Raw genomic sequence first — 22,688 nt, forward strand, 5'->3', positions numbered from 1 at the left:
GATTCTAACTAATTTCTATTTTTGCGTAAAAGCCTTACTTTTCCTAACGCCCACCGGCAATATCAATAAATGACCCTGTCACATAAGAAGCTTCATCTGACAATAACCAAGCGATAGAGTTCGCGACCTCTTCTGGCGTGCCACCTCTTTGCAACGGAAGTTGTGAAGCCAACCTATCCACTCTTCCTGGCTCACCACCATCGGCGTGCATTTCAGTATAGATACAACCCGGCCTTACGCCATTGACACGGATGTTTCTTGACGCCAGTTCAAGGGACAAACCTTTAGTAAGGGAGTCCATTGCACCTTTCGAAGCTGCATAATCTACGTATTCGAATGGCGCTCCGGTACGTGAAGCCGCAGAGGATACATTCACAATCGAGCCAGCACCATCCGCTTGCTTGATAAAGGCTTTACTGCAGAGGAAACAGCTCGACACATTTGACTTCATTACCTTTTCAAAGCGATCAAGCTCAATATCTTCTAATGCAGATTGAGTGAATAAGATGCCCGCATTGTTCACCAAGTGAGTCACAGGCCCGAGTTTATTGCGTGCAATTTCAAACAAGGATTTAACGTCTGATTCAACCGATACATCAGCACGCACACTGATAGCAGTGCCGCCTTGTTCTCTAATTTCGTTAACTAGCGCTTCAGCTCTTGATTCATTTTGGATGAAATTGACACAAACCGCATAGCCTTGTTTTGCTAAAAGCTTAGATGTTGCAGCACCAATACCTCGGCTTCCTCCAGTAACGATTACGACCTTGTTCATGAACTCTCCTAACTTGCTGACTTTCAATTTATCTGATTGTTGTTATTCACGTACGCTACTGTGCGCTCGTGTTGTGGCATTTGAGGTTATTGATTGAGTGATTCAGGGCTGACTAACTGAACCCATTGTGAGCGCCACTCTTGCGGAGCAAAGCCATCTGGCCAAAACTCGATTTGCTTTTTGATCAAGCCATCAACCACGGTATGGAAGGTAATCACGCGGTCATTAAGAACACTGTCAGTCACCGACACATCGGTAACAATAGTATCACCCTCACATACAATCGAGTTGAGCGTAAATTTCCATACATCATTTGCTGGGTATTCAGAGTTGATCGCTGTGAAGTTATCTCGCCCGACGGTTAGCTCTGATGACTGTGGCCAATAACCTTGAAAATCTTCCGCCAACCACTCGCTCGCTTTTGCAAAATCATTGGTACGCATGGTTTCCCAAAAACCTAATACCACTTCTTTCGGTGTCATTGTTCTTCCTTAAATTTATCGAATTACTTGGTACTTGTTGATTACGCATATTTGCCAATGATCGCCAAAAGATCATCAACATTACTAGCGATGTAATCGGGTTTAGTCTGCCACTTTTCTGGTTCAGAACGGCTGTATCCCGCGGCAACAGCAACCACTTTAGCTCTCCCACCAAGTGCAGCCTCGATATTGCGTGCAAAATGAGTATCCGCTTCATGATCACCGATATACATTAAACAAAGCTCGTCGGTTTGACCTTCACCAAAAATATTTTCTACGCACTTAATACCACCAAATGGATGTGGCTTTTGGTTGCCATTTGATACGTCATCATAACCAACAACCGCTTTAAACAACTCACCAATGCCATAGCTATCGAGTACACCGCGAATATTCAATTGAGCGTTTTGAGAACAGATGCCATGAGGAAGATGTGCAAACTGGTTTATTACCCGTTCCATACCTTCAAACAACTCGACTGGCGTTTGGTTCTTCTCTTGATGTTCTGCCCACATCCCACCAGCAACCAACATTTCATCATGAGACATGCCGTAGTAGTCGACATATAAAGCTTGCCAGTTTTTAGCGCCGTGATTTGCTTCGTGATAAAGCGCCTCGCTCGTTAAGTACTTTGGCAAGTTTTCTCCAGAGAGGTGCGGTGCAACCACAGAGATAATGTCCTTCGTTATGGCAATATTCTTTGGCACCGAATTGACTAAGGTTCCATCATAGTCCCACAAGATAGCATCTAGCTTCATTGTTTATCTCTTTGTTTAGATTAGATATTTGAATTTACCACTCCTATGGCTGCAGAGTGAAATATAAATATCTCTAACTTCAAACCTAATCCACACAAAAGCAAAAATTTAACGGATCATATTGGGTATTTCTGTGTAAGGGCAAGCCTATAAGCCTTTGATTAGATCATTGCTTTATCAATTGGAATATATGCGTATAATCCCCCGCTCCATGCGCCATCAACATGAATATGAGCGCAATTACACTATTTCTGAATGAGTACCCCATGTCGAAACTATTTTTCAAAGGCCGTATCGAAACAAGACAAAACCACGTTCTTGCAGGCTATAACGTAAACCGCGATGTAAAAGCGGGTACTGAAGAATCTCCAATCTCTGCAATGGTTCAAACTGAAGCTCGTAAAGCAGAAGTTGAAGCACTGGCTGCTGAGCACGCTATCTTCGTTAACGTAACAGTAGACGCAGAGAAAGAAGAGAACACGATTGAGCTTGATACTGTACTAAACAAGCCAAAAACAATGACGTTCGAAAAAACGCCTAACCGTAACGATCCATGTTCTTGTGGTAGCGGTAAGAAATATAAGAAGTGCTGCGCTTTAGACTTCTGAATTGAATTACCAATAGCAAAACGAAATACAACGGGAAGATCGCTGAGATCTTCCCGTTTTTATTTACCCAAACCCTTCATCAATCTAGATGGTCCGGCGTCTCTAGGTAGGTACCGCATCGAGTACATTTGTAGTCTCCCGTTGCACCATTGGAAATAAACCCGGACAAGATTTGCATCAGCAAGCCTGGTTTCTTCTCATCTTGTGGCGCTTTTTGCGCTTGGCTACTGAACAAGGTGTATTTGTGCAATGTTAGCGCTTTGCAATTACAACAAAATGCTCGCGTTTGTTCACTTCCATACATCGTATCTACAATCCTATTGATAACAGAGACTTAAGATATATGAATATGACATAGCTTCAATTAATCTCAAGGCATTTTATAGAATCAAAGATGCATATAACAAATATGGCAACCGTGAAAAAGTCAGTCAATCAGTTACTTGTTTATGCACAAAGCTGTTTAACTCGCTCACACTTCTTATGATGTGAAGCTCTTACTCTTTCGCACGTAGTTCTAAGCGCGACCTAATCAAGATTTCGTTTTAGCAACCGTCGCCTCAGACAAGTTACTAAGCACACCTGAAATCTTCTTAATCACCTCGTCACAGCCATTTATCGCGTGACGCTCTACCAAGTAATTAGGATCGTTGTAAGACAACCATACTTTCTTATTAGAATCCTCCGTGACTAACACCTTCTGCGGTAAATCTATCGCGACTTCTTGAGCGCATTGCATTAATGGTGTCCCTACTTTCGGGTTACCAAAGATGATGACTTCCGTTGGTCTCAATTCAAGATCGACCTTACTCGCGTTTTTCTGATGGTCGATTCTTGCAAACAAGGTTAAACCTTTGCTTTTGGCCATTTCTTCAAAACGGTCTGCCGTCTCTTTCACTGAGTAATTACTTTGGTACTTTATCAAACCATCGGAAGCGGCAACTGAAAAGGATGCAGAAAGTAGAATGGCCCATAGTGGTAGTAATTTTTTCATCGTCACCTCTGAGATTTAACCTAATCAAACTTACATTCATAGCGCCATCTAAGGTCGTGGCGTAACCTAACTCAGTATAGACAGGTTTATAAACTCAGTTTGCCGAGAGGATCACCTTTCCAATGCATCCTATTATCAGTGTTAATACATGTACCCTAACCAATCGACGTTCCCAGATGGCCAACTGACACCGCTGATCGATTTGACATACAGGTCGTCAACTTCCTCGACCGCGATGCCATAACTTAGATGCTCATTGAGCCTTAGCCAAGAATGGTCGGCAACGACTCGGTTGTAACCGTGCGATGAATAAAAGCTGTGTAACTCGGAGATTAAGATAATGAAATCAACATCCCTCTCCTTTGCATAAGCATCGAGTTCAGAAAGCATTGTTGAACCAAGACCTTTACCTCGAACGTCCTCGGCGATACAAAAATCAATAACACCTAGAACTTTAAAAGCATGACCGCCAACGTTGATCATTCGATAATCAAGGCCAAGATAACCAACCAACTGTCCTTCATGGTGTTTCAGAGCGCGCATATGAGGGAGTTGTTTGTAGTATGAGCGTTGAACCTGATGCTCTGGGAATGCACTGTTCCTGAGTGTGGTAATCGCTTGATGCTGCTCTTTACTTACTTCAATTTCAGATATGATTTCCATGCACTTCCTTGCTCCAAATAGATTCCCGAGACACGATGAGACTAGAAGTTAGTAACCCAAGGTCCCCGCAGCTCAAAGGTCTGATTATCAAAGTCGATACTCCCTTGAACGCCTAGTGGTGTGACTAACATTGGATGAGTGTGGCAGCTATCAAATCCATACAGTATCGGCACGCTTTTACCGTTTAACACTTCAAGAAGCACATCGAGTGGCGTTCGTCCGGTCCCTTTATTATCGAACAACTCATGCTTACCTAAGATGATGGCGCCCACCTTATCAAATACTCCGCAAGCCAATAGGTGTGCAAAAGACCGCTCTACGGTTTCAATACCCTTCAATGAGTCCTCGATAAGAAAAATATCACCATCGAGAATTTCGGGCATATATTGGCTACCCCATATCCCAGCCATCGTACTCAAGTTACCACCAATCACTCGGCCATTGGCTTTTCCTGCGCCGATGAACTTCCATTCATTGTTGTAGACTGGCTTCGCGGAGTTTTGAGTTTCCCAGTCGTGTTTAATATCCGTCCATACCTTAGGCATGGTGTATTGATGTTGACTTGTACTCTCGCACAACAACTCACTGAATGATTGGAACGTTTGATCAACCAGCGGCGGAAACTCACCAAATGAAGCAACAAGTGCCGGGCCATAAAACGTTACTAAGCCAGTTTGGGCATGAATCGCCAATAGCAATGCGGTTACGTCGGAGTAACCGATGATGATCTTTGGATCCTTTTTGAGTGCCTCATAATCAATATACGGTAATAACGAGTTGCTATTATTGCCGCCAATTGTAGACATAATGCAGCGAACTTCAGGATCTCGAATCAGTTGGTTTAGCTCTTCGGCTCTTGCTTGAATAGAGCCAGAACGATAGCCATCAGACTTACCCGTCAATGTGCCTTCAACTAAGGTGAAACCTTTCGATTCCAAGTAATTTTTAGCGCGAGCAAACCGATTGGGAGCGAACACTGTCGCAGGGGAAGACGGTGAGAAAAAACCAATTTTGTCACCGATGTTTACAGCCTTTGGGTAAATCACTTCCTTTGCCCTCCATAACAAAAAGGAAACGGCATAATGAGCCTTATTAGATGAGGTTATTTAGTCTTGCCTTTGTTCTGCTTAAACAGTGCTTCCAGCACAATTAAAGTTCGATATACAGCCTCAACATATCTTGATGTTGAATACCGTTTTCAAAGATGGGTTCTGGATAATGGTCGATAAAGTGGTTTTTAACCACGCGATCAACCCTAAAACCAACTCGTTGATAATAAGTTAGTTGATAACCAAACGTACCCGTTCCCAGTTCAACACGCTTAATTCCTTGATTAACCACTTGCTTGAGAGCGAAATTTAAAACCTGAGACCCAATGCCTTGCTGTTGATGTTTAGGGCTGACTGACACGTTAAAAATCTCTGCAGTATCGTCACTGATTCGTTTAACAACACAGACACCTAGAATTTTATTATCTCGTTTCGCTGCATAACACCATGATTCGCTTAAGTACGATGCAATGCTTGATTCAGACGGGTCTGCTTCAAGTAACAATGACATTGGGACTTGCGTAGCATCGACGACGACATATTCCATTTTAACCTCAGGACATAGGCACACTCACATAGTCAGGCTACTGTAATCTAAGATACCGATCAGCTGAAGTTTTAGATGCTAAAAGTTAGGTATCGAATGAAACCAAATCCAATAATATCAATGCCATGACTTGGTGCCGCACTTCTCACACTGATATTGATATTCTTGGTCTATGAAAAAGCCAGGCGTGTCTTTGTCGTCTTTAAAGAGCAGGTTTACGATATACTCCACCAACATCCCTATTTTCCACTGCCTTGCTTCTGATTCCGCTTGCTCCTTTTGCTCCTCAACAGAGCTGCTCATAGCAAGGTGTGGAGTCATTGAGTTACAGTTTTCACAGTAGTATGGGTGTTTAATGTATTTACTATCAATCATTTATATAAGCCAATACACATTTATAAAGTTGATTGCATAGTAACAATCTAACGTTGGATTATCTAACTTATTATATTGATCAACGTCTCATGGCATGTAGTTACGCAGCAAGAGGCGACGAGAGTGCCATGGCTAACGTGTCAACTTGCTAATGAAGATTAATTATAAATCGAGCTTCTTAACTGTGACGGAGTATGTCCACATATCAGTATCGCCATCACCAAAGCTCATACTCGCTTCACCACCCTCATGCTTGAGCACGAAGTCTGGCATCTCACTGTAGCTTGATCCACTTTCATAAGTGCATGACATCGTCGCCGATAGAAGAATCGTGTTGTCGTCATCTTCAGAGAGCGTTCCAGTATACGAACACTCATCAACGCTCGTGGTAAGCGTCTGGCCAAGGTAATCAAACTTAACAGATGGAAAGTCGTGCTTTAGGGATTGCTCTTCCACTGCAACGGTCATTTCATAACTACTGCTTGGTAATTCACTGTCAGCGAATACACTGCTTGGTAATTCACTGTCAGCGAATACACTGCTTGATAGACCAAGCAGCGATAACGCCAAGATTCTATTTTTCATTAATTTATGTGTTCCTTTTAAACTTGAGGCTCTTTGCATAACGTCATGGTAGAGCCACAAGTTTTTATTACATACGCTTGGGTGGAAACTTCTTTGTCATGCCTTGGCTAGCAGGAGATACAAGCTTATAACCGAGTTTCTCATAAAACACCGGTTCATCAGCAATCATGGAAACATACGATCCTTCCAATGCCACAGACGATAGGTAATTGTCGATGTATTCCATCACTTTTCTACCTAAACCCTGCCCTTGATAGGTTGGATCGACTGCGACATCAACCACTTCAAAATTACACGCGCCATCGCCAACAACACGCCCCATCGCAATGAGTTGGTCACCATCTCGAATAGAAATGCCGTATAAACTATTTGGTAAAGCGATTGTGGCTGCCTTCAGTGACTTCGGTGATAATTTTGCTTTCACTCGCATCTCACAAAACTCGGCTGGATTTGGGACTTTTTCTTCGTAATTGAACGCCATTCTTACTACTCCTTTTAATGAGCTGTGAGAATACACACGGCAACTGTATAAATAAACAGTACCTCGATATTTTGATGAGAATGTCACAATCTAAAGGGCATATCAGCGCCTAAAAGGTGGGGATGATGTCATCCCTTTTCCATCACCCTTGGCAAGCTGGATGTAAATTTACTTCAATAACCCTTGATCGGCGGCCGCTTCAAGTTGAACTTCTAGTTCACTCCACAGTGCCTTGCTGCCTTTAGAAATGCGTTCACCGTTAAATGTCAGTACCTTATCTTTAGATATATTGTGCTTCTTCCAGCTATGGCCGCCGCCATGGATGTTATGAAGTAAAGGTGGCACTCTATCAATCGCTTTACCGAATCGCGCTTCCGGTGACTCACCCGCTTCAAACTCTAGCCATAACTCCAAATATTCGGATCTTAGATGGCTCGGCAATGACTCAAGCAAACGCTCGACACAGTTTCTCTCTTTAAGTTTGTTTTCTTCCGTTTCACTGGCGTAGATGATCGTGTCACCCGCATCGATTTCACCGAGATCGTGTATCAGCAGCATCTTCATCACTCGGGTTATATCGATCTCTTCATTCGCGTAGTCTTTCAACATCAGAGCACTCAAACAGACATGCCAGCTATGCTCAGCGGAGTTTTCATAGCGATCCAGACCAACTGGCTTCGTTTGTCTATGAACATCCTTCAACTTTTCCACTTCAGCCATGAATTGCAAAATGCCTTTGATTTCTTCCACGATACGCTTCCTTAACTTGAATTGATGTTTAGATATACGACTGATGCACAGGGTTACAGTGAAAGTCTTTCCCCCCACCGAACCGACATCTTGTAGTAAGAGACTCCTGATTTTTGGAATTCAACGCCTTCAACCTGCATCTCAAACCTTTGATAGAAACCCAAAGCGGTTGTGCGAGCATCACACCAAAAATAACTCACTTTATCCGCTTGTAGTTCTTTGATGATGTGCGCGATCACCTTAGAGCCAACACCCTGCCCTTGGTATTCTGGCAATGTAGCGAACTTACGTAGCCTGGCTTGCTTCCCTTGAACGTAAACAGACGCAACACAAACTAATTGGTTATCAATATAAGCACCATAATGCGAGGCATGCTCATCGCCTTCTACCGCACAAAACGACATTGGTTTGTTTGGCCAGAGTACTTGGTGACGAATGGGGAGCACGTTATCCGCTGAAATTTTGGTTATGTCCATGTTGCTCCGGTGCTATTTGGTGTTGGCTTGTAAGATTCAGGTTTATCGATTTGCCATTGGGTGGTCTGGGTTTAATTGCAGAAGATCCCATAGGTTTCCATAAAGGTCTTCGAATACCGCCACTGTTCCGTAGGCTTGCTCTTTCGGCTCTCGAACGAATTTGATTCCCAGAGACATCATGCGTTCATAATCACGCCAAAAATCATCGGTATTTAAGAAGAGGAACACACGGCCACCAGCTTGGTTGCCGATAAAATCCAATTGCTCGGGCTTGGAGGCTCTCGCTAATAATAAGCTCACACCGTGTGAATTAGGTGGAGCAACAACAACCCAACGCTTATCTTCTTCTGGTAAGTAGGTATCTTCGATAAGCTCAAACTTGAGTTTGTTCACGTAGAAGTCTAGGGCTTCATCGTAGTCTTTTACGACAAGTGCAATATGGACAATATTTTGTTTCATAACGTACCTTGTTATGGGTTAAGCAAGACCAAAATCATGCCATGCCTTTAGTTCATACTCTAGAATAGATTCCTTAAAATAGAGAAAAAGCTTCCTGGTGCGCAGCTTAAAACAAACCATATTGTTCTGAATTACAAGTAATTGGGCGCCTTGTTATAAGCTTCTAACTCGATTGGAGCCTCACCGTAACCAAACACCGCTAACTGCAATAAATACTCCTTAGTAAACGCCTCTATCCCAAGATCTTCCGCCTGTTTTACATGGATCAACTCATGAGCAAACAACAACTTATCCCCTTTGGCCCTATTCGCAATCCAAATACCATATCCGAAAGCCGTTCCCGTAAAATAAGGAGAATCTAAACCCAACCTTTGCATCTGAAAACGTAGCGACTCATTTTCAGGTAATGGCATTTGATCGACATAAAGAACGCGTATTTTTTCTGGATGTTGGATACCGATGTCGCGAGCAATTTTTAGCTGTTGGGGGCGTAAAGGGACACCTTGAGACAAAGCGATTTGCTCATGCTTTTTCACATACTTTATCGAAAGCGGATAATACGCGTCGATCTGCTTAACAAGGTTAGCTGGTGGATTAGCGTAGATATCGGCTTTGTCTTTACAAGCAAATAGAGCGAGTGAAGCCAACAAGAAAGTTGCCGTTTTAAAACGAGTCTTCATATTGGTTGAGCTCCTTTCTTTTCCCGCAGTTAAGACCGCACTACTCTAGAACATAACCTCATGACCTTGTTGCGAGTAACACCCCACATGTCGCCAAAAAGCCGCCCGATACCTTGTTAAGGATGTCGGATGTAATTGACATGTTCCCTCCTTAGAACAAATGCCATTTTATATTCTATACCTTTGGTCAAACGACCAGCTACAGCTGCCAAAAACCGAGTTCAACATCACTTTGAATAACAATGGCACACATTCCGTGACGTGGTAACTCCATTGGTGGAACGGCAACTTCAGCACCCAACTTTTCAGCCGCGTTTACTGCGGCTTCAATGTCTTTTACCAGCGTGTAATGGCGAACGACTGGCTCCTCAGTTTCACGGAGTGGTCCCCTCACACCAATCACTCCACCATTTGAGAGCTTAGCGGTACGAGCGCCACCTAAGTTCACATCGGCATCACTGAACTTCACATCGTAGATCTGCGCGTAAGTTGCACAAACCGAATCTACTTCAGGGGTAACAATTTCAAGATATTGAACTTTCATGGCCTTGCCTTTTGATAAACAGATTTAAGTTAAGCGCTGATGGCTCCACGCATAATGAACTGTGGACCGGCAGCGCCGCCTAGGTACTGTTCATTAGTATCTTCAAAGCCACCTTTAACATAGCAGTTATAAGCTGCGGGATTTTTACAATTAACCGTTAAGTAAATCCAGTCATATCCTTCGTAGTTGGCTGCTAGATAAGGAAATAGCGCTTTCACCGCGCCAGTACCTAGCCCCTTTCCTTGTTGGTTTTTATCAAGAGCAAATGCCCTTAAGCCAATACTACCTTCAGGACAAAATTTGTAGCCAGCGGGGTAAGCAACATCAAGCTTAAAGAAGCCCACCACCTCACTGCCATCTTTGATAATGTGTAGATGCGTGGTCTCGCTGCCGTCTGACAAAAAGTCCGTTGCTGTTCCTGCGAATTTAACCTGCTCATCTGCGAGCTGAATTTCGTTAACTTGCTCAATATCAGCATCATTAAGTCTTTCGATAGTGATCATTGTTATTCCTTTATTCGCTATCTAGTCGTGTCTCATTACAAGCGATATTTTTACGAATGCCGCGTAAACCAATCAGATTTCCAAAAGGGTCCTCGACTTGGCACATCGTTAGTCCGCCCTCAATTTCCATTGGACCTCTGTATAACTGAGCCCCAGTTAACTGAAAATGCAAAAGTGACTTATCAAAATCCTCTGTAGACCAATAAAGCACTGTTCCCTTTTTGCCAGAGCCAACTTTCTCATCCGCTTGTACAATCTCAATAGAAAAACCATTGATATCTAGAGTCGTAAAGTCAGAAGACGGATGATAGGTGGCGACAGACTCAGGAAAGGCGGCTTGATACCAGCTGAGTCCCTGCTCGATGTTTGGAACATGAATGAGAATTGCTAGTGGTCTGGTCAAGTTTGCCTCCTGATTGATTTGGGTCTATCACCCTTGAGTCTGCAGCGTCATTGTTAGCTCAGACACCGACTCACCATCAATTCGATAGTAGTCTTCCATTTCGCCGACAACCGTAAACCCCGTTCTCAAATAAAGATTTTTAGCAGGAAGGTTGTTTGACAGTACATTAAGGTCCAGCCAATCAATCGCTTCGCTCTCTCGGCAATATTGAATCGCCACATTCATTAGTTTCGAGCCTAAGCCTTGCTTTCTCACGCTGCTGTCGACACCCATACCAAGTAACACACGGTGAGAGCAGTAATTGCCATTATGATGGCGCAAGTCGATATGGCCACAAATAGCACCATTCGAATCTTTAGCTAACCAAATTTTTCGCCAGCCGTTCGCACCAAACTCAAATTTAAACCCATCAGAAAAGCGAGCCTTATGTGCTTCCGACATTTTACAATCTGACTTTGAGACTGGCTGGAATAGCGGTGTTTCTTCTAATGCGATTTCTGACAACTGTGTATCCAGATACACGAACAAACTTTCTAAGTCAGAGTGTTTTGCTTCTACTATTTTCATTATTACTCCTATTCCAACTTCGCCTCAAATGGCAGAAATGTTTTATCGGGTTACTCATTGTGCATCGTTAATGCCAAGCCTTAAGAATCAACACCAATCCAAAGCAATGCCCCACGTGTCAGTTAAAACTCGTCACAAGTATCTCTTGAGCTCCTATCTGGAAAATCGAAATTAAGATTATTATCGTCTTCCAAGATAAACAGGACACGCCCATTCTCAACGCCCGTTTCATTTCTATCTGAACACCCAAGGAATAGTTCCCAGTCGAACGCATATTCAAGACGATACTGGTTATGATTCACATGTTGCACACTTTTGATTTTGATTCCGTTGACCACATGTGCCATATCATCGATGTACGACAGGTCTGGAACCAGTTGGTCCTCAAATTTACTCTTATTGTCAGCTAAAAAATCGGCCAGCTCAGAGCAGATAGCTGAGCCATGAACCAAAGGTTGAGATTTATGGATAAACAACATTTCCCAATATTCCTGTAGCGAGTTGGAGTGAAGGTACAAAGATCAGCGTATAAAATGCGACTTCCAGCCTGTTAGACAACGACCTTTCCGTAACTATTTCTGTCCATATCAACCACCTCAACAGTGATCGATGCTCTGCTGAGGGACAAAGACAGCAATTGCGTCATCACTGTCTCAGAAAGCATTGCTTTGTCTGTGTCACTTCGGCCAGACAATATACGCACAGTCACATGGATAAAATCTTCTTTTTCTGTACCCGTTTGGTAGTTCTCATAAGCGATACTTCGAACTTTAATGTCTCGTCCATCGGCTTCGAATAACTCTGAGTTCAGTGCTCCTAAAAACACTTTCTTGTTCAGTTGCTCGGCGTTAATTGTCGACGAGTGTTCGATAATACAATGAGGCAAATCTTGCTCCTTTGGTTAACCTGGTATTAGTTATGTGCCGCTTTTTCTGACTATATCGATCCGTTAGGCGTTACTGTTACCCGAGCTATTAAACGAATACATCCGCACTTCATCACGTGGAAACCAGCCTAACTTTTCATAGAATTTCTGAGCGTTAATATTATCGTTATACACGAATAAATGTGTCTTGGGGACACCTACCCCAGCCAATGCGTTAACCGCTTCAGTTACTAGTTGGCAACCTAGATTTTGTCCTCTAAATTCAGTACTGACCGCTAGATGCTGCAAATATCCACGACGGCCATCCGTCCCTACTAACACCGCACCAACCACGCCTTGTTTAGACTCTGCAACGAAGCTCAAGCCGGGGTTACGCTCGAGATAAGTTGCAATGCTCTGTTTTGAATCTGCATCGCGAATGCTCATACCTTCGGTTTCGCACCATAAGTTAATCACAGAATCATAATCGGCGATGCACATCTCTCGAATATTAATCACTTCACTTTCCTTGTGTCTGTTTGTGTTCATCCTTGCCCTATATGATTACTCTGTTAGCGACTTGGTGAGAAACGCTAATGATGAGTCTAGAGGATAATTCTCAAGCACCATTTGGCATTGGTAGCCATGCTTCTCATAAAAAGGTTTGGCCTGAAAACTTAACGTGTCGACCAGTGATGACGTACAGCCTTGAGACTGTGCGTACTCTTCTAATCGTTGCAGCAACTGGCTGCCGACCTGCTTGCCTCTCATTGAGTCATCGACCCAAAGAAACTTGATCAATAGCCAGTTTCCCCAAAGATCCGCAATAACACCACCGACCTTAACACCCTCTTCCATGGCGTAATAACCCACTTGAGATTTAGGTATGCCTTCAAGAAATGGCGTATTGTGTTTGATTAGACCAGCGCGAACTTCGTTGATGTCACTATCTGATGGGTCGGTATCTAACGTGTATTCCATTTGCTACGTACTCCTAGTCTGTCGAGTTGTATAAAATGACTCATTCATTATTGAAATTTCTGCCGGGGCAACAAGCCAATCTTCAAACTTTTTGGCGATCTCTTGCGTAGCTTTGGGTTTGGGCACCTGACGATAAAAAGGTGATGGAACAGATTAGGGTTACAGTCCATATGGTTGATAGATGCTCAAAGAGACATTTCTTCATATGTGTTGATAATTTTAATGGTGTCACTTAGGTCATTCTTTCCATTGAACTCATGCTGGATTGCAACAACATCACAACCACTTGCTTTACCTGCTTGGATACCTGCAGCTGAATCTTCAAACACAATAGTCTGTTCTGGTGAAACATTAAGCCCAGACAAAGCAAGATTGTATGCTTCGGGATCTGGCTTATGCTTAGTCACATGTTCCTGTGTGATAACTAGGTCAAAGGTATCTTCAAGCTTTAACGAGGTTAAGATATTTTCAACCATCCAAGTTGCCGCAGAGCTCACCACACCGCATTTTTTGCCAGCAAGTTTCAAGCTGTTGAGATAAGCCTTAGCACCATCATTCAATTCAAGTTGCTCACTTAGCATTTGCTCATAGTGTGAACGAAAAGCTAGATTAAACTCTGCCAAACTTGGAGCGATATCAGCATGCTTGAAAAAGTGGTTTGTCACCACCTGCCAACTTTCTCCCATCACCTCTTTGTAAATATTGTGGTCTACCGTTGCACCATAATCTAGACATGCTAATGCTAGAGCCTTGCCTTTTAGAGGTTCTGAATTAACCAATGTACCGTCCATATCAAATAGGTACACTTCATACATTTTCAATTTACTCTCCTTGTGTAATTTGCTCATCATTGTACTTTCTAGTTGTCGCTAATCCTCGAGGTAAGAATATGATCTTCCCATTTCCCTGCGATTTTCAGGTATTTCCTGGCGTAGCCTTCTTTTTCAAAACCAAGCTTAAACAACACTTTTTCACTCGCTTTATTACGTGGCATATAGGTCGCCATAACTCTATTGAGACCAACAACGTCAAACATGTATTGAAGTGTGACCTCAAGAATCTCAGTCATAAAACCCTTACCTTCATATTTTTGTGCCATGTGATAGCCCAAAAAGCATGCTTGAAAAACCCCTAGAGCAATGGCGGTGTAACTGCAAACACCGACAACTTCTCTCGTTTCTTTGTCGATTGCGACAAATTTAATTTCTTTCCCGCTCTCGAATAACGCTTCACTGGCATGACAAAAGTCTTCCCAATACTCCAAGGTATAGAATTGCTCGTCGCGCATGGGAGACCAAGGAGCTAAATGGCAGCGATTTTCTAGATGATATTGTAAAAGCGATGCCGCGTGTTGCTTACCCATTGCTACAATCTGAGTTCGTGTCGTTTCTAACATTTCAAGTGCTCATCTTTTTTGGCGTACCAATCCGCATTACTTTTGTCCGTTTAAGCAATCCAATGTATTAGGCTTATAACCCAATGCATCTAAATCGATACCTTGCTCTGACAGTAACTTCTCAAATAAAGGTAATAATGGACCTAGATTTTCATTTAAAGTATCACGCACCGTGTCGACAACAACTTGAGTACCACGCTCGATTTCGATATTGACGAAATTACCTACTGATTTCGATGAAAAGACGGTCATTCGACGGGTTTCTGGGATCAACCAAACCTCAAACCACCCTTCGACTTTATTAACGTCAGAAACGGTTAAGCTTGCCCCATTGATTGCAATATAACCTTTTGGGAATACATATCTTTTCCACTCATCAGGAAGAGCTAAGCGCACGCAGTAGTTATCTTCAATTTCGGATATTTGGATAATCGCAACATTAAAATCAACGTGACCAGAAAGTGGGTGACCGCCAATTTCAGCACCGTCTCTTGCCGCCCTCTCAGCGTTCACTGATTGTCCAATGTCATAGTTGCTTAGCGTAGTAATTAATAAGCTTTGCAGCATGACGTCAAACTTTACTCGAACATCTGACAGCAACTCAGTAACGGTTAAACACACGCCATCAATTGCGATACTGGCACCAATTTCCAAGTCGTCACAAAAGCCAGTTGGAAACTCTATGACAAACGTTCTTATTCCGTTGTTATCGCTGACTTCAGCAATGTTAGCAACGGTTTGTACAATACCGGTAAACATATCTTCCCTGTTATTGTGTTTAGTTTTGGCACAAAGTGACGTTTGAGTAATACCCAACGCCACTAGCCTAAATGGAAAGTCTGTTACTCAACACAGAACGGCTTACGCACAAAGCTTGGGTTGGTTAATCTCAGACTTTATGTTTTTTGTAAGCGCGGTGTCATTCAATTGCTGATTGATTAAGTAAGTTATTGGTGTGCAATTTTCGGGTAGCTCATCACGGTCAAACCAGCGTAACTCTTGGCATAAATGGGGCTCAGCATTCTGTATGTCGCCAGCCCATTCATGGCATAGGTAGAAATAGTGACAAATGGGTAGCTCCGGGTCAGAGACAATCGCGAACAATGTTAAGTTCCCAACGTCAACCGCAACCTCTTCTCGCGCTTCTCGCTCTGCTGCGGTTCTAGGCAACTCCCCTTGCTCTATTCTTCCGGAAGGAAATCCCCAGTATTGGTCGAACGCATCTGTGTTTTGACGAAAGCCGAGCAGAAACTTAGAGCCCGACACAAAGATAATTTGAACTACATTCTTCATGAGTATCACAGTGTCGATTGGTAATATTTGACCATATCGTCTTGATTGATCGCAGGGCCTTCTAAACTCTGTTGATCTTTCATGATCTGTGCCAGTGAAGGCAGAATAGAACGCTCAACTTTAAACGTATCAGACCAAAGCTTGCCTCTCATTACCGCCTTGGCACAATGAAAGTACATAGACTCTACAGCGATTTTAATCACGACTTTTGGGGCTTTCTTCCCGTCAGGACAAGCGGCAAGCAAATTTGGATCGGTATGGATGCTCGCTTTACCTTTAAGACGTACCACTTCATCAATCCCATTAACCATCAGCAGTAATCCAACTTCAGGGTTGTTGATGATGTTTTTTAAACCATCAATTCGATTGTTTCCCGAACTATCAGGTATTAGGACCGTAGACTCATCGACAACCTTAATAAAACCGGGCTCGCCGCCTTTTGGAGACAAATCGCCAAATCCGTGCGAGTCTGTCGTCCCCAACACCGCGAAATGGCAATGATTGATCAAAGTAATCGCATGGGCATCCAGTGCTGGAAGTACTTTATTTTTAGCCCTTTTACTCGGCTCGGCATAAAGCTCATTTAATTGTTCTAATGTTTTTATTTCACTCATTGTTAAGCCTTTTCGTGCACTTTTGTGCATCTAGTTTTTACTATAAATTACAAGTGTTTTAATGACTCGCGCAGTTTCTCCATACTTTGGATACCGAGTTCACTACTCTGCCAACCGAACTGATCGCCCTCAAATCTTGGAAAGATATGCAGGTGGTAATGAGACAACTCATTAAACTCACCGTTATTTTGCAAGAATGAAATACCATCAGGTTTAAACGCCTCTTCAATACGTCTATATACCTGCCTAGCGACAAAATGAATTTCAGTAAGAACACCTTCTGGTAGATCGATATAGTTGGTGTACGGATGTGTCGGACAAATCAAAACATGCCCAAAGTTGATAGGATTGTGGTCAGCAAAAGCAATCACGTCATCGGATTCATAAACGATGACGGCTTCTATTTCACGGCTAACAATTTTTTCAACTATTGTCATTTCAAACCTCTAGGTTTCAGTGTTGAGCATTAACCTTCTTAAAGGGCTATAGACCATAGAGCGAGCTCTATTACTTTTTAAGTGATTTGTACATGATATAGCTGCTCACGGCCCCTAATTGCGGATGCTTATAGGCCTTAGGAATCGATCCGATAATACTAAAGCCAAGCCTTTCCCAAAGCTTGATTGCCGTTTTGTTCGTCGACACGACGCTGTTGAATTGCATCGCCTCAAAGCCTAATTCAATCGCAACTTGTTGAGAGTGTTCGCACAAAGACCGCGCGATTCCCTGCCCCCTGGCCTCTTCGGAAACCATGTAACCACAGTTGCAAATATGACCGCTTGGACCCATTGCATTAGGCTTTATGTAGTACGAGCCTAAAACAACGTCATTCTCGGTATAGACATAAGTTTTTGATGGCTGTTCACACCAAACCGAAAAGGCTTGTTCCATCGTCATTTCCGGATCAAATGCGTAGGTTTCTTGTGCTTGAATCACAGCCAAGAAAGTAGGCCAAAATGACTCAAAGTCAGATTTAGACATTTCCCTAATCATGAATTTCCTCCTGAACCAAATTTATGGCAAAACGGATTCTACTACCGCCAAGTTGACACATTGATGTGGTACTTATTTGTCGGAGGCGCCCTGTTAATAATTAGTATGCTACGAAAGGAGACCACAGCAGCAAAAGGTCAAACTGAGTGGTTAAAAGAAGTTATAAACCTTCGCTAACTGGCTAATACATTTCCTTAACGTACTGACTACCATAGCAAATATGCCTCCAGTCCGGATAGATGCGAAAGTGCGTAGTGATACACATTATTAACAAAGACCTACTATAGATAAAATGTTTTATAACCCTGTTTTCAGGTAAGCCGAAAACTAACAAGCTCCGACAGCAGACTATCTTGGAGCCTCTTCCTCAGTGAAGTTTGTTTTGAAGGTAAATGCGTAAGGAGAGTCTCCCGCTTCTCTAAGGTGCTCCAAACGTTCAATCGCTTCATTAAGAGTTGGGATGTGATCATCCTTAACCCACCAAAGCACATACGTGTCTTCCGCTAAGCGATGAAACCATTCGCCCTTTCTTCGCATAAAGTCGCGGTGGTGAGTACGAAACATGAAGTTCTTTAACGCGTCGACCGATTCCCAGACAGACATATTGACGATCATATTCGGGTCATCAAACGCTTTTATGTTGGTTGCATCGCCAGATTCATCTTTAAGGCGCCACACAAACCCTTCACTACTTTCGGCAATGCCATTTACTAATTCCAAATTATCGACGAAGTCTTTAATCTCTGGTGCGTCTAAAGGGTATTTCGCGAGTGCTATATTTAATTGAGCGAGTTTCACAATGCTTCTTCCTTGAATGATTATGATGGAACCGTTAAGCCTTTTATTAATGCCTAGGTTGTCTGCTGAACCCAGACCACATTTTCATTTGAGGTTGGTATTTCAAACCAAGACCAGAACAACGCTAGCATATCAGGCGTCATTTCATACGACTTTCCGTTCAGATCTGCGTTGCGCTTCAATGCCCTCTGCTTACATGTGTCAAACGATACATCGAGATAATGAACTTCACTTTCAACACCAGCAGTCGATGCCCATGTTATAAAAGCATCGCGATCTGCTTTATTCCAAAAACCAAAATCGAAAATAACAGGGACATCGAGAGAAAACAGCTGAAGCGCAGATTCTTTAAACAAGTCTTGCAGCGTAGCGAGCCGTTTATCGAAAACGTCACGTTCCATGTGCTCGCCATATAGAGGGATCATCCACTCATCAATCGAGAAACGAAAAGCGCTATGTTTGTCCGCAAGCTGCTTGGAATAGGTTGTTTTCCCTGAACCAATAAAGCCACATACGAAATAGATTTTAGCCATAATTCCTCGTCAGCTTGTGTTGTTGGATGATTAGTAGGAAGCACCATTAATCTTACGTACAGGAATACTCGAAAGCATTTCAATATCGGCCATTCTCATGTTTACAGCCAAGATATCTTCGGAACATTGCTGCGTTGTCACGTAATGCGTTAAACAGCCGCAATTATTACAACGATGGAATTTAACTTCTTTGTCACCCCAACAATAAAAGTCCGTATCTTCCTTCGTATCGACTTGAACTTGGTTTGGAGAAAAGTATGCCCAAGCTGCGGCATAACGACGACAAATCGAACAGTTGCACTCACCAACCTCCTCAGGAAGTGAGCTCAATACCAAGCTAACATTCTCGCAGTGGCACTTTAATTCCATTCAATGCTTCCTTGTTCTGACTTAAATCTAATAGAGGATTAGAAATGATAGAACGAATCGATCCTCATCCGTTCACAACACCTTGCTGTGAAGTTTACCCTGCTCTGGCACCGTTCGGCATTTCATTCTCTGGGCAAGCTAAACATGGCTGTAATTTGTCTTCATAGCCGATATCAAACAACATACCTTGAGACACTTCACCAGCCATCTTACGTTCAGGCAGGTTAACAACGAACAACGCTTGCTTACCTTCTATTTCCTTCGGGTTTTCACGTTCTTGCTTTATACCGGCTAAAATCGAACGTTGATGATCACCAAAGTCGACTATTTAACTTCATCAGCTTATCGGATTTAGCAACGTCGGCAACCTCAATGATCAAACCCACACGAATATCGACTTTTGCAAAGTCATCAAATGTGATTTCGTCTTTAATTGGAGCGTGTTTCATGCATCTGTCCTCAAATATATTCGGAACGTATAAAGCTACATCAAGTAATGAATAGTACTACGGTCTAACATAAAGCACTGTGCCATTAACGCTAACCCGGAGACAAGACGAAAAATGCTAAGGGACGGTGCAATGTGGGATAAGAATAGAACCAAAATTAACTATTGAAGCCATAGTCGTTTGTTATGTGTAATTTAGTCAAAGCGATCACCGCAACTTTGGCACTTTTTAACGGGTAAATAGCCACTTTTCCTGATGTTGGTTTTTCCACACGAAGGACAAAATCTCAAAGAGCGACTATTGTAAATAGTTACTAGCACTATAAGCGGCAACCAAACCACTAAATACCCACCAGACACATAGACGAAAGCAAACATTAGAAATGCACTTACAACATTAAGTGACTTCCACAGATAATTTTTGCTACTACTTTTTTTAGTGAAAAGAAAAAAGAATGAGAAAAATATACTGGCTAACAGTGCAAGTACAAATAGCTTAGCGAGCATTTCTTCCTGATTCATATTTTCTCCCTTACACATAACGCCGCGTTAAGTAGTGAGCAACGCCTACCACCTAAACTAAACCTTTATATCGTAAACATCTAACCCAACTTAGAATGCAAAACAACACGCGTTGGGAATATGTCTTAAACGCCTTGTTATGCGTTTCTTCCAAACTCCAAATCTAAACCTAACTTACGGCTTAAAACGAACATACAACTGACCAAAATACCTATCTCGAAAAGCTGACATAGAAAAGATGCGGTCTTAAACACCAGACCTGAATCCATCCAAGGCATTGCTATTTCGGTTAACACCGCGATTAGAACCAAGATATACCCAACCCGTTGATGCCATTTACCTAAAATTGGAGAAAAATGATGGAAAGCTAACAGATAGAACACCGAAAAAAAGGGCATTATAAACCAGGTAAAATACTCAAGAATGTCAATCAACGAACTACGACCTTCACCCAAAGTCGCCATTAGAATCGGAATAACAAAATTCAGTATCATGTAAAGAAATGGATAGATAAGAATACCCAAAGCAAGATACCGAACTGATTTAATAACTCTACTTTCCACTTGTACTACCTTCTCAAGTTGGAGTAACGCATAACGCTGCATTAAGTAGTGAGCAATGCTACCACTAACCTAACCTAACCTAACCTATTGTGCTGTAAATACTAAATTCAAAGCAATCCGAGAATACCGAGCGTTGAGAATCTGTCTCAAACACTTTGTTATGTGCCTGATTTACGATGAACTAGTCTTCAAATAACTCCAAGTTTTCATTCACATATTCCATGATTTGATCGTAGAAGAACTCATCAATTTTACCTGCGACTACAAAACAAAGCAGATAAGACGATACAAAATGAAACTTGTACTGTTTTTTCGAGTTAGAATCGAATGACCAATCTGTTTTAACTTGTTCATCAATTTCGTTGTTCATCATTTCAAACAACGCATCATTGTTCATATGATTTCGTTTAGAGTAAAAAATTGATGCTAGTTGATACATATTTTCCTTCGGAATTTCGCCAGAAGAAATAGCATGCAGTGCTTCATCCAACGCTTCATTCACCTCTATCAACCACTTTTCCATAGATTATTTCTCCATTGCCCGAACTGGCACATAACGCCCAATTAAGGGGTGAACAACGCTTCCCCCAAAACCTAAACATACCACCTTAAACACTAAAACCAACGCATAGAGAATGCCACGCATTGCGAATCAATCTTCAACAGCTTGTTATGTGTCAGATTTTAAACACTAATTTTTGTATTTGCGCAATAAGTTCAACATCTTTGTGTGGTTCATATTTCCATTTTGACAACGCTTGTACGGCTGCCTTGTCAAAGATCCCTTTTGGATTGGACTCAACTACAACAATATTAGTCACATCCCCTTGCTTGTTGATATTAAACGTCATGACCACATACCCTGATAGGTTGCTTTCCAATGCAACTTTGGGATACCTCGGAAGTACAAACTTTGTTGGTTCTAGATCTAAATATTCAGATGAGAGACTGTTTTCTACAGAACTTGAACAGCCTGCTACTAAAATCAAGACAAGTAGTTTCAAAAATCTCATAATCTCTCTCCAACACGAAACGCTGGGTGTAACGCGTCACCCTTGATACCTTGTTAGGTACGTGTTACTCAAAGTACTTTGTATACAACACCTGAACCCAAGGATTTGTTAAAGCATTATCAACCGATACCGCCTTAGAAAATCCGGTAGGTTCACTACCTACAACGAAAGCAATTGGCTCATTTTTATAATTCAAAGCCACTGAATTGCCATCACATGACCATTTAAAGGAAAAATCCGCTTCACTGGTACCTGTTATTACTGCTTTTTCAGAGGCAAACTTTGCAGGCAATAATGGTGGTTCACCCTCAGAAGCAGCGGCTTTCCAGTCAAAGTTAACCGGTGGTTTTACGCGCATATATGCGATCGCATCGTTTGACGGTGACTGCTCTCCTGGCTTTGTGAGGTAGAGAAACGCTACTTTGTCAGTTTCGTCTAGTATCGCGAACCGATTAGAAACAGCACTGTGTGAATGTATAAAAATGCCTTCGGCCATACATGTTCCTGTAATTAAGACACCTGTTATTGAGGTTAGTATTCTTCTCATAAGCAAATAACTCCCTGTTAAGGGGTGATCGACGCAATCCCCGAGCTAACGATA

Annotated in this window: 39 protein-coding genes and 1 pseudogene; 1 reads left to right on the top strand and 39 read right to left on the bottom strand. The window is 42.4% G+C overall.

Translation table 11 applies throughout. The features are described 5' to 3' along the window. Nucleotides 1–43 precede the first annotated feature (43 nt). The 3 genes from F0232_RS23335 to F0232_RS23345 form a co-directional block, all read right to left on the bottom strand. Entirely contained in the window at nucleotides 44–775 is a 732-nt protein-coding gene (locus F0232_RS23335) for a glucose 1-dehydrogenase (RefSeq protein WP_105057119.1), read from the bottom strand. Nucleotides 776–861: 86 nt separating this feature from the next. After that, complete coding sequence (locus F0232_RS23340; protein ID WP_105057118.1) at nucleotides 862–1,257, bottom strand: nuclear transport factor 2 family protein; 396 nt, start codon at nucleotides 1,255–1,257, stop codon at nucleotides 862–864. 41 nt (nucleotides 1,258–1,298) lie between these two features. Beyond that, the gene (locus F0232_RS23345) at nucleotides 1,299–2,015 is read right to left on the bottom strand and encodes an HAD family hydrolase (RefSeq protein WP_105057117.1); all 717 of its coding nucleotides are present in this window, start codon (nucleotides 2,013–2,015) and stop codon (nucleotides 1,299–1,301) included. Nucleotides 2,016–2,281: 266 nt separating this feature from the next. On the opposite strand from F0232_RS23345, the gene F0232_RS23350 reads away from it, so the two are divergent. Beyond that, nucleotides 2,282–2,623, top strand: a complete 342-nt coding sequence (locus F0232_RS23350; RefSeq protein ID WP_105057116.1) for a PBPRA1643 family SWIM/SEC-C metal-binding motif protein — start codon at nucleotides 2,282–2,284, stop codon at nucleotides 2,621–2,623. A gap of 79 nt (nucleotides 2,624–2,702) precedes the next feature. Here the strand turns inward: F0232_RS23350 and F0232_RS23355 are convergent, their stop codons facing one another. The 36 genes and pseudogenes from F0232_RS23355 to F0232_RS23530 all read right to left on the bottom strand — a co-directional run bounded on the left by F0232_RS23355 (nucleotide 2,703) and on the right by F0232_RS23530 (nucleotide 22,583). Continuing rightward, nucleotides 2,703–2,927 (bottom strand): hypothetical protein, encoded by a 225-nt coding sequence (locus F0232_RS23355; protein ID WP_105057115.1) that lies wholly within the window; start codon nucleotides 2,925–2,927, stop codon nucleotides 2,703–2,705. Between the two features lie 228 nt (nucleotides 2,928–3,155). Further along, nucleotides 3,156–3,617 carry a DUF302 domain-containing protein gene (locus F0232_RS23360; protein WP_105057114.1) on the bottom strand — a complete coding sequence of 154 codons (462 nt, stop codon included), beginning with the start codon at nucleotides 3,615–3,617 and terminating at the stop codon, nucleotides 3,156–3,158. A gap of 141 nt (nucleotides 3,618–3,758) precedes the next feature. Continuing rightward, nucleotides 3,759–4,280 (bottom strand): GNAT family N-acetyltransferase, encoded by a 522-nt coding sequence (locus F0232_RS23365; RefSeq protein ID WP_105057113.1) that lies wholly within the window; start codon nucleotides 4,278–4,280, stop codon nucleotides 3,759–3,761. Nucleotides 4,281–4,321: 41 nt separating this feature from the next. Beyond that, nucleotides 4,322–5,326, bottom strand: coding sequence for a S66 peptidase family protein (locus F0232_RS23370; protein ID WP_105057112.1), 1,005 nt, complete (start codon nucleotides 5,324–5,326; stop codon nucleotides 4,322–4,324). 103 nt (nucleotides 5,327–5,429) lie between these two features. Further along, the gene (locus F0232_RS23375; RefSeq protein ID WP_105057111.1) at nucleotides 5,430–5,876 is read right to left on the bottom strand and encodes a GNAT family N-acetyltransferase; all 447 of its coding nucleotides are present in this window, start codon (nucleotides 5,874–5,876) and stop codon (nucleotides 5,430–5,432) included. Nucleotides 5,877–5,993: 117 nt separating this feature from the next. Continuing rightward, nucleotides 5,994–6,251, bottom strand: a complete 258-nt coding sequence (locus F0232_RS23380) for a hypothetical protein (protein ID WP_105057110.1) — start codon at nucleotides 6,249–6,251, stop codon at nucleotides 5,994–5,996. A 162-nt stretch (nucleotides 6,252–6,413) separates the two neighbouring features. After that, nucleotides 6,414–6,836 (bottom strand): hypothetical protein, encoded by a 423-nt coding sequence (locus tag F0232_RS23385; RefSeq protein WP_105057109.1) that lies wholly within the window; start codon nucleotides 6,834–6,836, stop codon nucleotides 6,414–6,416. 67 nt (nucleotides 6,837–6,903) lie between these two features. Next, the gene (locus F0232_RS23390) at nucleotides 6,904–7,317 is read right to left on the bottom strand and encodes a GNAT family N-acetyltransferase (protein ID WP_061031371.1); all 414 of its coding nucleotides are present in this window, start codon (nucleotides 7,315–7,317) and stop codon (nucleotides 6,904–6,906) included. 168 nt (nucleotides 7,318–7,485) lie between these two features. Further along, nucleotides 7,486–8,067, bottom strand: a complete 582-nt coding sequence (locus F0232_RS23395) for an HD domain-containing protein (RefSeq protein WP_105057108.1) — start codon at nucleotides 8,065–8,067, stop codon at nucleotides 7,486–7,488. A 53-nt stretch (nucleotides 8,068–8,120) separates the two neighbouring features. Beyond that, nucleotides 8,121–8,543, bottom strand: a complete 423-nt coding sequence (locus F0232_RS23400) for a GNAT family N-acetyltransferase (protein WP_105057107.1) — start codon at nucleotides 8,541–8,543, stop codon at nucleotides 8,121–8,123. A 42-nt stretch (nucleotides 8,544–8,585) separates the two neighbouring features. Next, nucleotides 8,586–9,002 carry a VOC family protein gene (locus F0232_RS23405; RefSeq protein WP_061031374.1) on the bottom strand — a complete coding sequence of 139 codons (417 nt, stop codon included), beginning with the start codon at nucleotides 9,000–9,002 and terminating at the stop codon, nucleotides 8,586–8,588. Between the two features lie 131 nt (nucleotides 9,003–9,133). Continuing rightward, nucleotides 9,134–9,682, bottom strand: a complete 549-nt coding sequence (locus F0232_RS23410; RefSeq protein WP_105057106.1) for a hypothetical protein — start codon at nucleotides 9,680–9,682, stop codon at nucleotides 9,134–9,136. 199 nt (nucleotides 9,683–9,881) lie between these two features. After that, nucleotides 9,882–10,226: a VOC family protein gene (locus tag F0232_RS23415; protein WP_105057105.1), complete on the bottom strand. Its 345-nt coding sequence runs from the start codon at nucleotides 10,224–10,226 to the stop codon at nucleotides 9,882–9,884. A gap of 29 nt (nucleotides 10,227–10,255) precedes the next feature. Further along, nucleotides 10,256–10,729, bottom strand: coding sequence for a GNAT family N-acetyltransferase (locus F0232_RS23420; RefSeq protein WP_105057104.1), 474 nt, complete (start codon nucleotides 10,727–10,729; stop codon nucleotides 10,256–10,258). Between the two features lie 10 nt (nucleotides 10,730–10,739). Then, entirely contained in the window at nucleotides 10,740–11,132 is a 393-nt protein-coding gene (locus F0232_RS23425) for a VOC family protein (RefSeq protein WP_105057103.1), read from the bottom strand. A 27-nt stretch (nucleotides 11,133–11,159) separates the two neighbouring features. Beyond that, nucleotides 11,160–11,699, bottom strand: coding sequence for a GNAT family N-acetyltransferase (locus F0232_RS23430; protein ID WP_105057102.1), 540 nt, complete (start codon nucleotides 11,697–11,699; stop codon nucleotides 11,160–11,162). 122 nt (nucleotides 11,700–11,821) lie between these two features. Then, nucleotides 11,822–12,178, bottom strand: a complete 357-nt coding sequence (locus F0232_RS23435) for a hypothetical protein (RefSeq protein WP_105057101.1) — start codon at nucleotides 12,176–12,178, stop codon at nucleotides 11,822–11,824. A gap of 71 nt (nucleotides 12,179–12,249) precedes the next feature. Continuing rightward, a complete protein-coding gene (locus tag F0232_RS23440) occupies nucleotides 12,250–12,585 on the bottom strand; it encodes a 5-carboxymethyl-2-hydroxymuconate Delta-isomerase (RefSeq protein ID WP_105057100.1) in 336 nt (111 codons plus the stop codon). A gap of 63 nt (nucleotides 12,586–12,648) precedes the next feature. Continuing rightward, a complete protein-coding gene (locus tag F0232_RS23445; protein WP_102425903.1) occupies nucleotides 12,649–13,083 on the bottom strand; it encodes a GNAT family N-acetyltransferase in 435 nt (144 codons plus the stop codon). A 45-nt stretch (nucleotides 13,084–13,128) separates the two neighbouring features. After that, a complete protein-coding gene (locus F0232_RS23450) occupies nucleotides 13,129–13,545 on the bottom strand; it encodes a GNAT family N-acetyltransferase (protein WP_105057099.1) in 417 nt (138 codons plus the stop codon). A 185-nt stretch (nucleotides 13,546–13,730) separates the two neighbouring features. Beyond that, nucleotides 13,731–14,360 (bottom strand): HAD family phosphatase, encoded by a 630-nt coding sequence (locus tag F0232_RS23455; RefSeq protein WP_105057098.1) that lies wholly within the window; start codon nucleotides 14,358–14,360, stop codon nucleotides 13,731–13,733. 44 nt (nucleotides 14,361–14,404) lie between these two features. Further along, nucleotides 14,405–14,941, bottom strand: coding sequence for a GNAT family N-acetyltransferase (locus F0232_RS23460; RefSeq protein ID WP_105057097.1), 537 nt, complete (start codon nucleotides 14,939–14,941; stop codon nucleotides 14,405–14,407). Nucleotides 14,942–14,977: 36 nt separating this feature from the next. Beyond that, nucleotides 14,978–15,700 carry a riboflavin synthase subunit alpha gene (locus tag F0232_RS23465; protein ID WP_105057096.1) on the bottom strand — a complete coding sequence of 241 codons (723 nt, stop codon included), beginning with the start codon at nucleotides 15,698–15,700 and terminating at the stop codon, nucleotides 14,978–14,980. Between the two features lie 102 nt (nucleotides 15,701–15,802). Further along, nucleotides 15,803–16,234 carry an NUDIX domain-containing protein gene (locus tag F0232_RS23470; protein ID WP_105057095.1) on the bottom strand — a complete coding sequence of 144 codons (432 nt, stop codon included), beginning with the start codon at nucleotides 16,232–16,234 and terminating at the stop codon, nucleotides 15,803–15,805. A gap of 5 nt (nucleotides 16,235–16,239) precedes the next feature. Next, on the bottom strand, nucleotides 16,240–16,848 hold the full coding sequence (locus F0232_RS23475) for a pyridoxamine 5'-phosphate oxidase family protein (protein WP_105057843.1): 609 nt from the start codon (nucleotides 16,846–16,848) through the stop codon (nucleotides 16,240–16,242). Nucleotides 16,849–16,895: 47 nt separating this feature from the next. Further along, complete coding sequence (locus tag F0232_RS23480; RefSeq protein WP_105057094.1) at nucleotides 16,896–17,285, bottom strand: HIT family protein; 390 nt, start codon at nucleotides 17,283–17,285, stop codon at nucleotides 16,896–16,898. 70 nt (nucleotides 17,286–17,355) lie between these two features. Continuing rightward, on the bottom strand, nucleotides 17,356–17,841 hold the full coding sequence (locus F0232_RS23485; protein WP_105057093.1) for a GNAT family N-acetyltransferase: 486 nt from the start codon (nucleotides 17,839–17,841) through the stop codon (nucleotides 17,356–17,358). Nucleotides 17,842–18,189: 348 nt separating this feature from the next. Next, on the bottom strand, nucleotides 18,190–18,639 hold the full coding sequence (locus F0232_RS23490) for a DUF3291 domain-containing protein (protein WP_105057092.1): 450 nt from the start codon (nucleotides 18,637–18,639) through the stop codon (nucleotides 18,190–18,192). 53 nt (nucleotides 18,640–18,692) lie between these two features. Next, nucleotides 18,693–19,172, bottom strand: coding sequence for an ATP-binding protein (locus F0232_RS23495; protein ID WP_061031391.1), 480 nt, complete (start codon nucleotides 19,170–19,172; stop codon nucleotides 18,693–18,695). Nucleotides 19,173–19,202: 30 nt separating this feature from the next. Beyond that, a complete protein-coding gene (locus F0232_RS23500) occupies nucleotides 19,203–19,541 on the bottom strand; it encodes a GFA family protein (RefSeq protein WP_105057091.1) in 339 nt (112 codons plus the stop codon). Nucleotides 19,542–19,635: 94 nt separating this feature from the next. After that, nucleotides 19,636–19,990, bottom strand: a pseudogene (locus tag F0232_RS23505) (tRNA-binding protein). A gap of 194 nt (nucleotides 19,991–20,184) precedes the next feature. Beyond that, nucleotides 20,185–20,511 (bottom strand): hypothetical protein, encoded by a 327-nt coding sequence (locus F0232_RS23510; RefSeq protein WP_061031393.1) that lies wholly within the window; start codon nucleotides 20,509–20,511, stop codon nucleotides 20,185–20,187. A 137-nt stretch (nucleotides 20,512–20,648) separates the two neighbouring features. Next, on the bottom strand, nucleotides 20,649–21,074 hold the full coding sequence (locus tag F0232_RS23515) for a hypothetical protein (RefSeq protein ID WP_061031889.1): 426 nt from the start codon (nucleotides 21,072–21,074) through the stop codon (nucleotides 20,649–20,651). A 181-nt stretch (nucleotides 21,075–21,255) separates the two neighbouring features. After that, nucleotides 21,256–21,597, bottom strand: coding sequence for a hypothetical protein (locus F0232_RS23520; protein ID WP_061031394.1), 342 nt, complete (start codon nucleotides 21,595–21,597; stop codon nucleotides 21,256–21,258). A gap of 154 nt (nucleotides 21,598–21,751) precedes the next feature. Next, nucleotides 21,752–22,087, bottom strand: coding sequence for an energy transducer TonB (locus F0232_RS23525; protein ID WP_061031395.1), 336 nt, complete (start codon nucleotides 22,085–22,087; stop codon nucleotides 21,752–21,754). 64 nt (nucleotides 22,088–22,151) lie between these two features. Beyond that, the gene (locus tag F0232_RS23530) at nucleotides 22,152–22,583 is read right to left on the bottom strand and encodes a hypothetical protein (RefSeq protein WP_061031396.1); all 432 of its coding nucleotides are present in this window, start codon (nucleotides 22,581–22,583) and stop codon (nucleotides 22,152–22,154) included. Nucleotides 22,584–22,688 lie beyond the last annotated feature (105 nt).

The organism is Vibrio sp. T3Y01 (assembly GCF_013114525.1).
GTDB lineage: Bacteria > Pseudomonadota > Gammaproteobacteria > Enterobacterales > Vibrionaceae > Vibrio > Vibrio chagasii_B.